12 protein-coding genes and 5 pseudogenes are annotated in these 16,381 nt (G+C 41.7%); 7 read left to right on the top strand and 10 right to left on the bottom strand.

Going from position 1 to position 16,381, the window contains the following annotated elements:
* Together C5471_RS15060 and C5471_RS15055 are read left to right on the top strand one after the other, a co-directional pair.
* Positions 1–386: pseudogene (locus C5471_RS15060) on the top strand (hypothetical protein); the annotation flags it as partial.
* Complete coding sequence (locus tag C5471_RS15055; RefSeq protein ID WP_133814602.1) at positions 383–1,306, top strand: hypothetical protein; 924 nt, start codon at positions 383–385, stop codon at positions 1,304–1,306. The pseudogene C5471_RS15060 and the gene C5471_RS15055, both read left to right, overlap by 4 nt.
* A 201-nt stretch (positions 1,307–1,507) precedes the next feature.
* Here the strand turns inward: C5471_RS15055 and C5471_RS15050 are convergent.
* The 5 genes and pseudogenes from C5471_RS15050 to C5471_RS15030 form a co-directional block, all read right to left on the bottom strand.
* Positions 1,508–1,930 (bottom strand): annotated as a pseudogene (locus C5471_RS15050) (two-partner secretion domain-containing protein); the annotation flags it as partial.
* The gene (locus tag C5471_RS15045; protein WP_133814604.1) at positions 1,923–2,156 is read right to left on the bottom strand and encodes a hypothetical protein; all 234 of its coding nucleotides are present in this window, start codon (positions 2,154–2,156) and stop codon (positions 1,923–1,925) included. The pseudogene C5471_RS15050 and the gene C5471_RS15045, both read right to left, overlap by 8 nt.
* 549 nt (positions 2,157–2,705) lie before the next feature.
* Positions 2,706–3,407, bottom strand: coding sequence for an L-fucose operon activator (gene fucR, locus C5471_RS15040; protein WP_133814605.1), 702 nt, complete (start codon positions 3,405–3,407; stop codon positions 2,706–2,708).
* Between the two features lie 78 nt (positions 3,408–3,485).
* Positions 3,486–3,599: pseudogene (locus C5471_RS15035) on the bottom strand (FGGY family carbohydrate kinase); the annotation flags it as partial.
* 51 nt (positions 3,600–3,650) lie between these two features.
* Positions 3,651–4,043: pseudogene (locus C5471_RS15030) on the bottom strand (hypothetical protein); the annotation flags it as partial.
* Between the two features lie 411 nt (positions 4,044–4,454).
* On the opposite strand from C5471_RS15030, the gene fucA reads away from it, so the two are divergent.
* The 5 genes and pseudogenes from fucA to C5471_RS15005 all read left to right on the top strand — a co-directional run bounded on the left by fucA (position 4,455) and on the right by C5471_RS15005 (position 8,570).
* The gene (fucA, locus tag C5471_RS15025) at positions 4,455–5,102 is read left to right on the top strand and encodes an L-fuculose-phosphate aldolase (protein ID WP_133814607.1); all 648 of its coding nucleotides are present in this window, start codon (positions 4,455–4,457) and stop codon (positions 5,100–5,102) included.
* Between the two features lie 72 nt (positions 5,103–5,174).
* Positions 5,175–5,300: pseudogene (aphA, locus tag C5471_RS15020) on the top strand (acid phosphatase AphA); the annotation flags it as partial.
* 231 nt (positions 5,301–5,531) lie between these two features.
* The gene (gene ldtD / locus C5471_RS15015) at positions 5,532–7,244 is read left to right on the top strand and encodes a L,D-transpeptidase (RefSeq protein WP_133814608.1); all 1,713 of its coding nucleotides are present in this window, start codon (positions 5,532–5,534) and stop codon (positions 7,242–7,244) included.
* 84 nt (positions 7,245–7,328) lie between these two features.
* On the top strand, positions 7,329–7,877 hold the full coding sequence (gene mepK, locus C5471_RS15010; protein WP_133814609.1) for a peptidoglycan L,D-endopeptidase MepK: 549 nt from the start codon (positions 7,329–7,331) through the stop codon (positions 7,875–7,877).
* Between the two features lie 45 nt (positions 7,878–7,922).
* Positions 7,923–8,570: an MBL fold metallo-hydrolase gene (locus tag C5471_RS15005; RefSeq protein ID WP_133814610.1), complete on the top strand. Its 648-nt coding sequence runs from the start codon at positions 7,923–7,925 to the stop codon at positions 8,568–8,570.
* A gap of 117 nt (positions 8,571–8,687) precedes the next feature.
* Here the strand turns inward: C5471_RS15005 and C5471_RS15000 are convergent, their stop codons facing one another.
* From C5471_RS15000 to pncB, 5 genes are all read right to left on the bottom strand, one after another.
* A complete protein-coding gene (locus tag C5471_RS15000) occupies positions 8,688–9,878 on the bottom strand; it encodes an amino acid aminotransferase (RefSeq protein ID WP_133814611.1) in 1,191 nt (396 codons plus the stop codon).
* A 232-nt stretch (positions 9,879–10,110) separates the two neighbouring features.
* On the bottom strand, positions 10,111–11,286 hold the full coding sequence (gene ompC, locus C5471_RS14995) for a porin OmpC (RefSeq protein ID WP_133814612.1): 1,176 nt from the start codon (positions 11,284–11,286) through the stop codon (positions 10,111–10,113).
* A gap of 497 nt (positions 11,287–11,783) precedes the next feature.
* Positions 11,784–12,929: a porin gene (locus tag C5471_RS14990; protein ID WP_133814613.1), complete on the bottom strand. Its 1,146-nt coding sequence runs from the start codon at positions 12,927–12,929 to the stop codon at positions 11,784–11,786.
* A gap of 335 nt (positions 12,930–13,264) precedes the next feature.
* Positions 13,265–14,665 (bottom strand): asparagine--tRNA ligase, encoded by a 1,401-nt coding sequence (asnS, locus tag C5471_RS14985; protein ID WP_133814614.1) that lies wholly within the window; start codon positions 14,663–14,665, stop codon positions 13,265–13,267.
* Between the two features lie 202 nt (positions 14,666–14,867).
* Positions 14,868–16,079, bottom strand: a complete 1,212-nt coding sequence (gene pncB, locus C5471_RS14980) for a nicotinate phosphoribosyltransferase (RefSeq protein ID WP_133814615.1) — start codon at positions 16,077–16,079, stop codon at positions 14,868–14,870.
* Positions 16,080–16,381 lie beyond the last annotated feature (302 nt).

Genomic DNA, 16,381 nt, shown 5'->3' with positions numbered 1-16,381 from the left:
CATTTAAATATGCCAGCAATGAAGAGCGGGAGATGGAATTCCAATTGGGGGATAGCGTCAGGGGTACGCTGGCGATTAGGGCGGAAACGAATATTCAGGCGGGTTTTAAATATTATCTGGTAGAAGGATATTTTAAAGCCGGTGCAGATATTGAAGCGGAAGGGTGTTTTGAACTGGATAAGCAGGATAACGGGTTATATCTGGTATTTTTTCATGAGGGGATTGTTGCCAGTTATTATGTGGAGTATGGGTTAGGAACTGCTCCATCTAGAAATGAAGAAGCTGTTTTTAATCATAAAAGCAAAATAGATACAAAGAAAAAATGGGAGGTATATCCAAAACTGCCAAAAGAAAAGTCGACATACAAACTGAGGTTATCGCAATGAGTAAAGTTATTTTGTTTTTTGTGGCCTTATTTTCGCTATCAGCTTATGGTAAAAATACGATGGACAAAGTTAAATATATTACTTACTTAGAAACAAATAATGTACTTTGCAGACTTAAAGTCAATGGGATCTACACTTTGAGTAATTTTGGATCAATTAGTGGTACTATATCGGCTGGGTATAATGTTGCAGTGATATTGCAAAACGGTAAAAATGTTATCAGCCTTGATATGGGACCGCTAAGTGCTAGGGATGATAAATATATTTATAAAGAAAAAGATGCGAAATGTAAGGTTAGATTAGTAAGGGTAACTCCTTATGAGTCTAATGAAGTGACTAATATTATTACCAGCGTGGTAGATAAGAATAGTACATTAGAACCTGATAGTACGCAGTCCGTTAATTTTAATATTGATACTGCACAATCCAGTAGAATTACGACAAAGGAATATCTTGGTGAGTTTTATTATCATACGGAACGGACGGTCACATTGAGTGATTTACCTGTTTGGGCTTGGACGACAGCTACTCCATTGCCGGAGACAGCAACAAGTATTGAACTGGTTAAAAAAGCCTATGAAGATATTTGGCAAATCATGAAAAATAAAGATTTGGTGGCTTTACAATCGGCAGCTAAATTAATGTTATATGAGCATGCGCAAGCTAATGATAGTACAGAACAGAATTATTTTGATTCTTATGACTTTAAGGAAGATTTTGATAACGGGTATCAGGCGGTACCGATTGATTGGAGTAAGTATAAGTTAATGCGTTATATGGGTAGCCGATTATTTCGATTTCAGCGTGAGCATAGCAATAATTCACCCTTGTTGTTTGAAAATAAAAACAATAGCGAAGATGGATTCACATTCAGCCCCTATTTTTCTTTAATCAATGGAAAAGTGGTGATTTCAAGGTAACTATGATTTCTTTTAGATAACTCAGTATTAACCGTTTCTGGCAGTTAATACTGAGAAGTAAGGAAAAACTATGCTCTCAGTTAACATGAAAAGCGCCGTATGCGATTGTAAAATCCCGGACCCTTGCATTCACAAATTAACTTTAAAAATCGGAAAACGGGTTTTTATTTATAACCAGATTGAACCGATAGGGGATATTTGGGTGGTTGATGAAACCGACGGCATCCCTACATTGGCTTTATTGCCGACAATTTCCAACTGACCTTGCTGCTCAGAGCGTCCGCTGCCGGTGACTTCATTGATAATCAGTTCAGCCGCCTGGCCTTTCAGGTTCGGGTTGGCGTCAAGTTGCCCGGCCAGTTGTGATTGGGCCGCCTGAGTGGCGTTATTGAGTACAGCACCTTGAGTAGCGATGTTAAATTCTTGATAGGTGTTGTGAGATATCCCCGCGTTATTCGGTGTGGCGATATTTACCACCGGGACATTACCCTGATTTTGTACCTGTGTTTGGCTGTTATCCGGCGTTATCCCAGCCGCCATAGCGGGATGAAGCGGATAGACCGCAGTCAGGTAAATTAAAAGATAACTCGTGGCCCTGACCATCGAATTGTTGCGTTTATCCATCGTACTTTTCTTTTTTTACGTTAAGTGTGACAAAGTCAGTGATGCTGACTAAATTGTGACGCAGCGCTGTCCATTGTTGTTGAGCTTGCTGCAACAAGGTTTTTTGTTGTTGCGTGATCGTTTCTTGATCCGCAGAGCTGACAGGAATTGAGGTTTGTGTCAGTACGGAAATTGCCGGCAGGGTAAGTGCTGCCAGGTTTTGGTGATAAAACGGTAATCTTTCCATAGAGAATATTGATAATTTGATAGTGACATAATTAAACTATTATATTGTGGAATTATTTATCTGTCTGAATGGGTAGTATAAAATGCGATCAAGATATAGTTCTTTAATCCTGATAATGGGGAATGCGATATATTAAATGCTAAAAAGTGGCGATAAGGCTGGAGATGTTAAATGGTGATGGAGTAAAGGAGAAGAATCACCTTGGTATTATTAGCTGTATTCAATGGGAGAGATTATTAACATCTGTCTATTTGGTTGTTTTTTTGCTCAGAGTGGAATCTCACCCTGATGTGAAGATAAATATCATATTAAAAAGGGGTTTATATATAATTAATTTTTTCTTTAATTCATGTAAATATTGTTGTTTCTAAGGTGGTTATGATCTATTTTTTTAAATGCTTAAATGCTTAAATGCTTAAATGCTTAAATGCTTAAATGCTTAAATGCTTAAATGCTTAAATGCTTAAATGCTTAAATGCTTAAATGCTTAAATGCTTAAATGCTTAAATGCTTAAATGTAAATATACTCATCGATATTAACAACTACATTTAATAATTCGATATTATATCCGTGATATTACTACGATTTCCTATTTTAATTTCACTTTCCCGGTTAACTTTACTCTTATCAATTAGTAAAATTGATTGTAATGCCCGCTTTATAAGAGTATCTTTGTATTGTGCATTATCAATATTCGAATCCCATAAATCACCATCTGCATCAATACCGTCACAGGAAAAAATAAATAGATCGATCTCTAAATTTTTTAATTGTGTAATAAGTGATGAACTAATATAACTAGCATATTTACGATGAAGAGTTCCCCCTGAACTGATTAACCGAATATTTTTTTTCTTTGATAATTGATGGCAAATACGACTGCTATTGGTAAAAATAGTGATATTAATATCAGGAAGTTGCTTTGCCAGATACCAACATGTTGAACTTGCATCAAGTGCGATTACCATTCCTTCGCTTATCCAAGTTACAGCTCGTTGAGCGATAAGCGATTTACCTGAAAAATGGCTTTTAACCCGAATGTTAAAAGAGTCACCATTATCCTGTGTTTCCTTGTTTAAGCTTTTTGTTCTTCCATGTAAACGGAGAAGACGACCACGCTCCTGAAGAAATCGTAGATCTCGGCGTATTGTTTCTTTACTGACTTGTAAAACTAAGGAAAGTTCAGTGGTTGTTAATGATTCATGGTGATGAAGAAGATCCATGATTTTTTGATGACGTTCATTTCTCATAAAGGGATCCCTTTTATATTGTGACAGAATGGGATTATTTCATCCAATGTCAGAATTAAAAAATCATGTCTTATCGGGATCACTCGTATTCGGTGTTGACTCTTTTACAATCACATTGCCCTGAGCGTCAACTGCAATAGCCCGCACATTCGTGGCCCCACAATCCAAAACTAAAACGACATCTTGCATGATATGCTCTCCTGTCAGGAATAGAGGCGGTACAATTTGTACCGCCGGCAGCCACTATTTCTTATAGAGAGGACCGTAGTTTTGGCAGGCTCGGTAATCTGAACCTTCTAGATCCATGCCGTGTGCACTCCATGCAGAAGGACGATAAATGGCTTTTTCATCCACATTTTTTTGGCAACAGGTCCCATCCAGCGTTGCGGAGCTTGAATTAATGAGATGGATCACCCCATTTTCAGCTTGTCCCGTGAGTTTTTGTCCCGTGACACGGTCGACAGATTCTGGAGACCAGAAAGTTCGAACATCAGCAAAAATCTGTGCTGTCCCTGTTAGCATATGGCCAAATAACATCGCAACACCATTTAGACTGTCATTCTCTGTTGCAACCGTAAATGGTTGACGGATGCCGTTCCAATCGAATGAGCTATTTAAAATTGTTTCCGCAGTATTTTTAGTCATCTATAAGATAAGAAAAGGATCTCAATCACATTTATTTATTCATGCCACTAAATTGTGAACTTAATCACTGAAATAAATCTATCACACATGCCCGTTTGTATTTTTTTTATTTAATTCGGTCATGAAAATGACCGTATAATCTTTTTTATGAAAAAACGGTCAATAAAACCAATAAATGACCGTTTGAGTTAGAAATGAAAAATACGGAATAAAAAAATAAATATAGGTGTTGATAAAATCCAAAAAGTGGTAAAAACATTTGAGCTTAATCACAAAAACCAACTTAAATATTTATTTAAAAACAATAAGGTACTACAACAAAAACACAGAGCAGACTCCATTTATTTATTTTTCATTGACTAGCATAAAAGCATAATTCGAATTTAAACAAGGTAAATAGTCGTGAAAAGAAATACATTATCTCATGAAATTATTCATACATGCTTAGAAATGACCCGACTAGGATTAAATCAAGGCACTGCGGGTAATGTCAGTGTCCGTTATAACAATGGAATGTTAATTACGCCGACAGGGATCCCTTATGAACAATTGACTGAAACACATATTGTTTATGTAGATGAAATTGGTCAACCTGAGGATAATAAGATCCCCTCTAGTGAATGGCGCTTTCATCAGGCGGTCTATCATGCCAGACCTGATGCAAATGCAGTCGTCCATAATCATGCAATTCATTGCACAGCAGTTTCTATTTTAAATAAATCAATCCCAGCTATTCATTACATGATCGCAGCAGCGGGAGGAGACTCAATTCCCTGTGTACCTTACGCAACATTTGGTACCAAACAACTCTCTGACTATGTGTTTAATGGTTTTAAAAACAGAAAAGCCATTCTATTACAGCATCATGGGATGATTGTTTGTGAGGTTAATCTACAAAAAGCACTATGGCTCGCGCATGAAGTTGAAGTGCTCGCTCATCTATATTTACAGACCCTAGCGATCCAAAATCCAGTTCCTATCCTGAGTCCAGAAGAAATAGCAATTGTGCTTGAGAAATTTAAGACATATGGTTTAAAAATTGAAGAATAAGATCCCTAATTCTGGGAAAAAAATGAATAATGGTTGGGATTAGTTTAGTATTCCCAAGAAAGTTGGGATTATATTGCTGACGCCCATGAGTTGAATATTCGAGGTATCTGTATCCTGCGGGCTGCAAATTCTACTTGTCAACCATTGCCTAAAGCAGGTCGGTTTGGTGAGGAAATCGTTGTTAACTCGCAGTTTTAATGCTGGTGTTCATCGTGTTTGTTGAGTCAGGAACAAGGTTTGCGTCTCTTGCAAGGGACGTTTCAGCGTCTCTTGGCACTTTTTTATTTGGTTTTCTTGCGGTTGCTGATTATATTTCTTTTGTAGAAAAATAACTTATAAAGTCATTATATTGTTTTCTTTAGATGAGATTCTGAATTTGCCATAGTTGGAATTGATTTATGAAAATGTTCTGAAGGCGGGTATGTTGATATGGTAAAAAAAGCGGTAAAGCTACTGTGCATTTCGGTTATTTGCAGTACATTAATGGTGAGTGGCTATGTTTTAGCCAATCAGCAACGTGGACTGATTGAGAGCAATATTCAGAATCTGTCAAAAATGCAGACTGAAAAGATATCCGAGCCAGTGATACCTAAACAGGTACAAATTCAAACTTCTGCGGTTTCACAAGCAGCGATCCGTAACATGCTTCAAGGCTGGTTACCTGGGCAAGTTAAGCCGGTTTTCTTTGACCGATTGGTCAGTCTGTATTCATCTAACCAGATGCAACCTTTATGGCAGGATAAAACCGCTGTTCAGCGTTTTGAACAACAACTTTTAGAACTGGCATTGGCTGGATTTCAACCGCAGTTCGGCCAATGGCTGATTGAACTCAATGATCCTCAATTGAGTGATATGGGGCGTGATCTCATTTTATCTGATGCTATGCTGGGTTATTTGCAATTTGTCTCCGATGTCCGTCATCAGGGCGAAAACTGGCTCTATCGCACGACGCCATACAAAATTGTTTTACCTTCATCTGAGATCATCGATCGGTGGCAGCAAGCTGTCACAGATCGCAATGTGGCCGCTTATGTTGCAGCATGGGTGCCACAGCACCCTCAATATGAAAATATGCATAAGGAGATGATGAAGCTATTGGCTGATAGTAAACCGTGGTCACAGGTTTCTGATAAAAGCGCATTAAAACCAGGGCAGAGTAGTCCTGATATCACGGCTTTAAGAGAAATACTTATCCGTACCGGTATGCTGAATGATGCGACAACTAAATCAGGTAATATCTATAACCCTGAATTGGTTGCTGCGGTGAAAAATTTCCAGCAATGGCAGAGATTAGCACCCGATGGCGTGGTTGGTAAACGCACCAGAGATTGGTTGAATACGTCACCTCAAACCAGAGCTGGGTTAATGGCGCTTAATATTCAGCGTTTGCGGATTGTCCCAGGGCATGTTTCTAACGGAATTATGGTCAATATTCCTGATTATTCGTTGCATTATTATCTTAATGATCAGGAGGTGCTGAACTCGAAGGTGATCGTTGGTCGTCCAAGCCGTAAAACGCCCATTATGAGTAATGTGCTGAATAATGTGGTGATTAATCCCCCCTGGAGTGTGCCAACCAGTTTGGCAAGAAAAGATATTGCGCCACGGGCGGTTAATGATCCCGGATATTTCCAGCGCCGGGGGTACGTTATCTTTTCAAACTGGCGGGCTGATGCCAGTGTGATCGATCCTTACACTATTGATTGGAATGTGATTACACCGGCTAATTTTCCTTATCGGGTATGGCAGGCACCCGGGCCGGCTAACTCATTAGGCCGCTATAAATTCAATATGCCAAATTCTGATGCCATCTATTTGCACGATACGCCAAATCATAGTCTGTTTAACAAAGATATGAGGGCGATCAGTTCTGGTTGTGTCAGGGTTAATAAGGCGTCAGAATTGGCAAGTATGTTACTGGGAGATGCTGGCTGGAATCAGAGCAAGGTAGATCATGCTTTGAAACAGGGCAATACAGCTTATGTCAATATCCCACAGCGTGTTCCGGTTTATTTGTATTATTTGACTGCCTGGGTAGATGAGCAGGGTGTGCCTCAGTATCGCACTGATATTTATGACTATGATAACAGTGCAAGACAAGGTTCCCAGTTTTTGTCAAAGTTGTTGCATTTACAAAATTAAATGCAACTAATTTTCACTATTAGTTGTCACAGTGACCAGTTGCCGGGTGGCCTATTTTTTCATAATCTGGGTAGATGTTTCTTCATGGATATAATCGATCATAATCGCCGTAAGTGGCTGGGTGTGGGGGCTGCTGCGTTAGGCTTGAGTTTGTTACCGGGGCACGTTTTTGCAACGCTGACCACTCCCCGCCCACGGATCTTACGTTTTAATAACTTACATACGGGCGAAACGATTAAAGCCGAATTCTTCGATGGCCGTCGTTACAATAGAGATGAGCTAGCTCGTCTGGATCATCTGTTTCGGGATTACCGGCAAAATAAAGTTAAAACTATCGATCCTCAATTATTTGATCAGATCTATTTGCTGCAAATGATGATGGGCATTAATAAGCCTGTACAACTTATTTCTGGTTACCGTTCACTGGTGACCAACAATCAGTTGCGCAAGAAAAGTAAAGGCGTGGCTAAACAGAGTTACCATACTCGCGGGCGGGCGATGGATTTCCATATTGAAAGTATTGATCTGAAACATATCTGTAAAGCCGCTTTGAAAATGAAGGCGGGCGGTGTGGGATACTATCCACACAGTAATTTCGTTCATATTGATACAGGTCCCGTCAGGACGTGGTAATCTGGTAAGTAACTATTTTGTTTTGACTATGGAGTAAATGAAATAATGAAATACCAAATTATTCCTGTGACTGCTTTTATGCAAAATTGTACCCTCATTTGGAATGAAGAGAGTAAGGAAGCGGCAATTGTTGATCCAGGCGGTGAAGCGGCAAGGCTGATCGCTGAGATCGAAGGCCGTGGCCTGAAATTGACCCAGATTTTATTGACGCATGGTCATTTTGATCATGTTGGTGCAACAGCAGAAGTCGCTGAACATTTTAATGTGCCAGTTTATGGACCACAGCAGGAAGATGCTTTTTGGATCGAAGGCTTGCCGGCTCAGAGCCGAATGTTTGGCATTGAGGAATGTGCATCATTTGAACCTGACCGCTGGTTGAATGAAGGTGATGAGTTACATGTCGGCGGGGTCGATTTGTCTGTATTGCACTGTCCGGGCCATACGCCAGGGCATGTCGTATTTGTGAATCATGCAGATAAACTGATCTATATGGGGGATGTACTGTTTAAAGGGGGAGTTGGGCGCAGCGACTTTCCGCGTGGTAATCACCAGCAGTTAATTAATTCAATTAAAGATAAACTTCTGCCGCTTGGTGATGATTATACATTTATTCCAGGGCACGGGCCAATGTCTACGCTGGGTTATGAACGGCAGACTAATCCATTTTTACAGGATGAAGTTCCAAGTTGGTGATGTGGAATTGAATAAGAGCCGGTTTGGGTTCTGGGGATAGTTGTCCGATTGGCAACTATATCAGACGATAAAAGCCGCTGAAATTGAGCGGCTTTTCGTAATAAGGTGAATGTTGATTCAGAGTACCGCAACAATGGCTTCACACAATGGGGCCATATTTTCCAGTGTCAGGCCCGCAACGTTAATGCGACCGGAACTGACAGCATATATACCAAATTCTTCACGCAGGCGCTCAACTTGTTCTTTTGTTAGGCCGCTGAATGAAAACATACCATTTTGGTTGATAATGAAGCTGAAATCCTGTTTTGCCCCTTTTTCCTGTAAAGTGTTCACAAACAGTTGACGCATACGCTGGATACGTTCGCGCATGGTGGTCAGTTCTTGTTCCCAGGCGGCTTTTAGTTCTTCATTCGACAAAATAGTGGCGACAATAGATGCACCATGAGAGGGTGGGTTGGAATAGTTAGCACGGATAATGGCTTTAGCCTGGCTGAATGCTTTCTCGGCTGTATCGCTGTCACCGGCAACAATAGTACAGGCGCCCACGCGTTCATTGTACAAGCCAAAGTTTTTGGAATAAGAACTGGCGACAATCAGTTCATTATGATTTTTCGCAAAAATACGCAGGCCTTCCGCGTCTTCGTTCAGCCCTTTGGCAAATCCTTGGTAAGCGAAATCAAAAATGGGCAGCCAGCCTTTTTCCGCAGACATTTCTGCCAGTTTGGCCCACTGGGCTGGGGTTGGATCGATACCCGTCGGGTTGTGGCAGCAGCCGTGGAACAGAACAACATCACCTGCCTGAACATCAGACAGGCTTGCCAGCATGTCTTCGAAATTTAGGGCGTGTTTTTCAGCGTCATAGTATTTGTATTCGCGGACTTCCAGGCCAGCGGCAGAAAAAACGTTTTTATGATTTGGCCAGGTTGGATTGCTAATCCAGACTTGCTTAGCGTTAGTCTGTTTGGCAATAAAATCCGCAGCAATACGTAAAGCACCCGTACCACCTGGGCTTTGTGCTGTACGGGCGCGTTTGTCTGTTACCACAGGGTGATCTTTACCAAACAGCAATTCTTGCGTCACATTGCCAAATTCAACTAGGCCGCTAATCGGCAGGTAATTCTTTGTTGCTTCGTTTTCCAGCAGATATTGTTCCGCTTTTTTGACACTAGTGAGAACAGGGGTTTTTCCTGTTTCATCTTTATAGACACCGATGCCAAGGTTGATTTTATTTGTACGAGGATCAGAACGGAAAGTATCGGCTAGGCCAAGAATAGGGTCGGCAGGCGCTGCTGTGATTTTCTCAAACATGTTTGTGATTCCAAAGCTCAGGGTTAAGCCTAAAAAGGTAGTCAGGTTAACGCCGTAAAAACAGTTTGCCAACTATTTGTGGCAAAAAGAATAAAATCTTGTGAAGCAGCTGGCGGAGTGAGAAAAAGTTTAGCTAACAGCAAGAAAAGATAGAATAAAAAAGCAACGCCTGAGCGCTGCTTTCGTTTAAAGACGCTTAACTTATTCAGCTAAACCTATTTATCAATGGTCATTAGAACTGGTAAACCATACCTACACCAACAACGTTGTCAGTGCTGATACCCGCGGCTTTGGTGAATTCGTTGTCATCCAGCAGGTTGATTTTGTAATCAATATAGGTAGTCATGTTTTTGTTGAAGCTGTAGAAAGTACCAACAGAGACATATTTAACTAGATCGTGATTGCCTGATTCTTTCTCGTCACCCTTAATGTCACCGTACAGGTTCTTACCTTTAGATTGTACGTATGCCAGAGATGGACGCAAGCCGAACTCGAACTGATACTGAGCCGTTAATTCGATGTTCTGGGTTTTGTTGGCGATATTTTCCCAGTTTACACCATCAACTTTTCCACCGAAACGGGTCATGTTACGGGTTTCACCGTACATGGCAGCCAGGTAGATGTTGTTGGCATCGTATTTGGCACCGATATTCCATGCTTCAGCGCGGTCACCCAAGGCAGTAGAGCCAACAGGTTGGTCTTTTTTACCCTTTTCCTCAATAACGCCAAAGGTTGTTTTTTGTGCAGAAGTACGGGCAGAGTTAGAATATGCGCCACCGACGCTGATACCATAACCTGCGTCATAAATCGCAGTGAAACCGTAACCATCACCGTTGTCTTTACGGTTGGCACGACTATTTGAGGTATTGTTACTGTTCTCACCCTGATATTGCAGGGCAAAGCTCAGACCATCAACCAGGCCGAAGAAATCGCTATTACGGTAAGTTAACAGACCGGTAGAACGGCCAGTCATGAAGTTGTCAGTCTGAGCCATAGAGTCACCACCAAATACTGGCAACACATCGGTCCAAGAGTTGACATCATAAACAACACCGTAGTTACGACCATAGTTCAGTGAACCGTAGTCGGAAAGTTTCAGACCCGCGAAAGCCAGACGAGTTTTGGTTTCTTCGTCAACAGCTTCTGCACGGTTGCCTTTGATGTTGTATTCCCAACGACCAAAACCGGTCAGTTGGTCATTGACTTGAGTTTCACCTTTGAAACCCAGACGGGCGAAAGTGTTATCACCATCTTCTCCGCTGCTGTTGTTAGCGAATTGGTGACGTGCTTCAACTTTACCGTACAGGTCTAGTTTGTGACCGTCTTTGTTATAAATTTCAGCTGCATTTGCTGCGCCAGCAGCCAACAGCGCTGGAATTACCACTGCAAGAACATTGCACTTCGTCATTATTATTACCCTCATTGGTGTTATATCGGACACCTGCCACTGCCAAAAATAATTCTTTAAAAATCTACGGAACTATTTGTGAGAGTTTAGTGTCGTCTGTTTCTCTGTCAAGTGTTTCATTGGTTGTTATTTTTATCCACTCACAAAGTGCTACAAAAAAGAGAATTTAGTAATAATCTGCAACAAAGTGTTTCAAAATGTAAATGAAAGGTTGTTTTTTGAACTCTGGTCTGTCCAGTTGGTCAGGGAAGTGGAAATCAATCGCTGTCAGTGAGGCAGAAAAATTATCTGTTGAGCTTAGTAAAAAGAGTAAAATACAGTGTTCGTTTTATCATCAGATCTTTTATAGGTAATTTGTTGATGTTCTTGTCTGTATGCCATGTACTATTTTTCAGCAAATGACTGATTATTCTTCTTCTTGAAAAAAAGAATAGCGCCCACTTTAAGTGAGCGCTATCACATATTAATTGGATTTTCTGTATTTATTTCAGTTGAATTTAGAACTGATATACCAGACCTACACCAACCGCGTTATTGGTGTTAACTTCGAAATATTGGGTATAGACGTTTTCTTTTACTAAATTGATTTTGTAATCAACATAGGCAGACAAATTTTTGTTGAAGCTATAATAAGAACCAATGGAGATATATTTTACCCAGTCCTGTTTGGAGAAAAAATTTGTCCCTTTGGATTGAACATATGCCAGAGATGGACGCAGGCCAGAATCGAACTGATATTGAGCCGTTAATTCGAGATTCTGGGTTTTTGCCGAGACAACATCCCGGTAACCGAAGGATGTCATATTGTGGGTTTCACCGTACATCGCTGCCAGATATACGTTGTTTGCATCGTATTTAGCACCAATGTTCCATGCTTCTGCTCTTTCACCGCGAGCGACAGAAGTAACGAGTCTTTCATGAATAATAGGACGGTCAGCGTTGGAGTAGGCTCCCCCCACGCTGATGCCGTACCCAATATCATAAGTAGCAGAGATGCCAAAACCATCGCCATTACTGCCACCATTGGGTTTGATGATGTCGCCTTGCTTACTAAGTGAATTACGACCATTTTTGTTGTTGTCGTCGTTCTTACCCTGGTATTGCAGGGCAAAGTTCAGGCCATCAACCAGGCCGAAGAAATCAGTGTTACGGTAAGTCAGGACTCCCGTGGCACGATTCGTCATGTAGGTGTCAGCCTGAGACATGGAGTCAGCACCGAATACTGGCAGTACGTCGGTCCAGACGTTGATGTCATAGAGAACACCGTAGTTACGACCGTAATCCAAAGAACCGTACTGAGCAAATTTTAGGCCCGCGAAACCCAGGCGGGTTTTGTTGCCTTTGGCACCTTCTGATTCAGCGTTGCTAGCCTGAATATTGTACTCCCAGCGCCCATAACCCGTCAGTTGGCTATTGATTTGGGTTTCACCTCTGAACCCCAGGCGAACATAGCTTGCATCACCACCTTCACTACGGAAAGGATCATTCTCTGATTTTTCGGTGGTTTTAGAGAATTGATGACGTGCATCAACTTTGCCATACATATCCAGTTTGTTACTGTCTTTGTTATAAATTTCAGCGGCGTTTGCTGCCCCAGCAGCTAATAAGGCTGGGATGACCACTGCAAAAATACGACCTTTCATTAATTGTTACCTTACATTGCTTCATTAATTACCATCATTGGAGTGATCTTGACTTTGGTTTCTGCCAGAAATAATTCATTTAAGAAAATCTTTGAAATTATTTATGAGAGCACCGTAATTGTCCGTGTCGGCGCACAGTCTTTCATTGAGAGTGAGCTTGATCCACTATTAAATTGATACAAAGTGACGAATTTTGTAACAAAGTGAAAATAATATATGTAAAAATGTAAATACAAGAAGATTTTTGATCGAAGATTGGATTGAAGGAATAAAAAAGCCAGCTTTCGCTGGCCTTATATACATAATTATTTTTTAATATTAACTTTGTGGAATTATCAGAAATTGGCACTTCTCGGAGTCCGTGGGAATGGAATGACATCGCGCACATTTGTGACACCGGTCACGTAAGCGACCAAACGCTCAAAGCCTAATCCGAATCCGGAGTGGGGAACAGTGCCATAGCGACGCAGGTCACGGTACCACCAGTAGTCTTCTTTATTAAGCCCCATTTCTGCCATACGCTTATCTAGCCTATCCAGACGCTCTTCACGTTGTGAGCCACCGATAATTTCACCAATGCCCGGTGCGAGAACATCCATTGCCGCAACGGTTTTACCGTCGTCGTTCATTCGCATATAGAAGGCTTTAATGTCTTTTGGATAGTTTTTTACTACCACGGGTGCCTGAAAGTGTTTTTCTGCCAGATAACGCTCATGTTCTGATGAGAGGTCAACGCCCCAGAATACTGAGTTTTCAAATTTCTGGCCGCAATTTTGCAGGATTTCAACGGCATCGGTGTAATCAATTTGAGCAAAGTCAGAATGGATAAATTTCTCCAGACGGGTGATAACGTCTTTATCGACACGTTCAGCAAAGAATTGCAGATCATCAGCGCGTTCTTCTAATGCGGCTTTGAAAACATATTTCAGCATATTCTCAGCCAATGAGGCTGCATCGTCGAGGTTAGCGAAGGCAATTTCCGGCTCAAGCATCCAGAATTCTGCCAGATGGCGGCTGGTATTAGAGTTTTCAGCACGGAAAGTCGGGCCGAATGTGTAAACTTTGCTTAATGCACAGGCATAGGCTTCGCCGTTCAACTGGCCGGATACGGTCAGGAAAGCTTCACGGCCGAAGAAATCCTGATTGAAATCTACGGCACCTTTATCAGTTAAAGGCAGATTTTGCAGATCCAGCGTGGAGACACGGAACATCTCACCGGCACCTTCTGTATCCGCCGCAGTGATCAGCGGGGTTGAAACCCAGAAGTAGCCATTTTCATGGAAGAAACGGTGCAGAGCTTGCGCAAGGGTATGGCGCATACGGGTAACCGCGCCAATCAGGTTGGTGCGTGGCCGCAGATGAGCCACTTCGCGCAGATATTCAATGCTGTGGCGTTTGGCGGCCATCGGATAGGTATCAGGATCTTCAACCATGCCGATCACCACCACTTTTGTCGCTTGCAGTTCAAAACTCTGTCCCTGACCTAGGGAAGCAACAACTGTTCCTGTGACTTCGACAGAACAGCCGGTGGTTAACGACAGAATTTCATTCTGATAATTGGGCAAATTATTATTAACGACGGCCTGTAATGGATTAAAGCAGGAACCGTCATAGACGGCGAGGAAAGAGATACCAGCTTTAGAATCTCTCCTTGTACGGATCCAGCCGCGAACGGTGATTTCACTATCAACCGCAACCCGGCCTTGCAGTACGTCGACTACAGGCGCTACGCTCATAAATTTCTCTCTTCTTTTATCAATTCAAGTTGGTGAAAATGAATACCCCTATACAAGAGGCAACTTGTTCTATGTTACTTGCCATATTTCAGGAAACAAGTGGAAATCACTAATTTGCATGGTGAATGAGAGGGAAACCGGTTTTTTCAGATGCGCCGCTGCTTTATTTGCCAGCGGCACAGTTGGATTGTATAAAATGGTGTTAACAAGCTTGCTTGACGGGTATATCAAAAGCGGCGCGTAGCTTGTTAACAAACTCATTATCCTCACAGATAGTTTTGCCAGGGCTGTCTGACAGTTTTGCCACCGGTTTGCCATTACATTCGACAAGTTTGATAACGATGTTCAGTGGCTTAACGCCTGGAATGTTGCAGGTCAGCCGTGTGCCGATCCCGAAAATCAGGTTTATTCTGTTGTGGAAATGGCGATAAAGCGCCAGTGCTTTCTGGAAATCCAGGCTGTCAGAAAACACCAGGGTTTTCGTCATCGGATCGATGCCCAGCTTTTGATAGTGGGCGATTGCTTTTTCACCCCATTCAACTGGATCACCTGAATCATGGCGTAAACCCTGGTATCTGTTGGCAAACTGGGCATCAAAGTCTCGCAGGAAAGCATCCATTGTGATGCAGTCAGTCAGGGCGATACCTAATTGGTTGGGATATTCATTTAACCAACTTTGTAGCGCCTCCCGTTGACTGCTTGCCAGTTCCGGGCTGATTTGCTGGTGAGCCTGAAACCACTCATGCGCCTGTGTACCAACAGGTGAGATCCCAAGCTGTTGTGCCAGTTGATAGTTGCTGGTGCCAATCAGGTAAGGGAAATTCTGTTGCAATTCACTGACAATGGCATGTTGAACACCGTGTGAGAAACGGCGGCGTGTGCCGAAATCCATCAGTTTGAAACTGGAGAGATCGATTCCTTCATTTTCTGCATCTTGATAGAACAATTTAATTAATTTGCGAAGCTGATTGACTGCATTTTCAGCTGCGTTATCCGGCAAGTGATGGCGGTGAACCAGCTCACTGAGCAGCGCCAATAATGGTACTTCCCACATAATCACTTCATGCCATAATCCTGAAATACGGATAGCTAACTGACCACTATCGGTTACAGAAATATTGACTTGCTGTGGATTAAAACGAAAGGTTTTGAACCAATTCAGATAATCAGCCTTGAAAAAAGGCAGGCTGGAAAGATAATTAAACTCAGCATCGGTTAATGCCAAATCAGACATCATATTAACCTGATGGCGTAATTCTTTGGCATATTCACCCAGCAATTCATCACCGCGGCAGCGAAACTCCGCAACGACAGGCATGTGGCTGTAGTGGTGGTACACTGCTTGTTGCATATGAAGTTTATAAGCGTCAGTATCAAGCAGTGATTTAATAATCGGGGTAGCGTCTAGGGTCATAGCGTGTTATGCATCCTCACGGAGCCTATTCGTGTCAGCTAAATCGATAAAGTTAGAAGAGTATACCGGGATTATTTTGTTATTGAAGTCACATAACATCATATCGTTCACCAGAAGATCGAAATTAAAAAGGTCTTTGGTTAAATATTATCATGTTATTTGATCATTAAGTGATAACAAGCACCAAATAGTAAACATATTCTTTACATAACATCATACTCGTTCTTAATGCATGTTTAGCGCCAGAAGGTGCGTTATTTCACTTTTGAACTTTAACCTCTTTCCGTGGCAGCGTAAGATTT

Origin of the sequence: Photorhabdus tasmaniensis (assembly GCF_011189505.1) — a bacterium.
GTDB lineage: Bacteria > Pseudomonadota > Gammaproteobacteria > Enterobacterales > Enterobacteriaceae > Photorhabdus > Photorhabdus tasmaniensis.
Note: the sequence above shows the minus strand (reverse complement) of the source record. Positions and strands in the feature narration are given on the sequence as shown.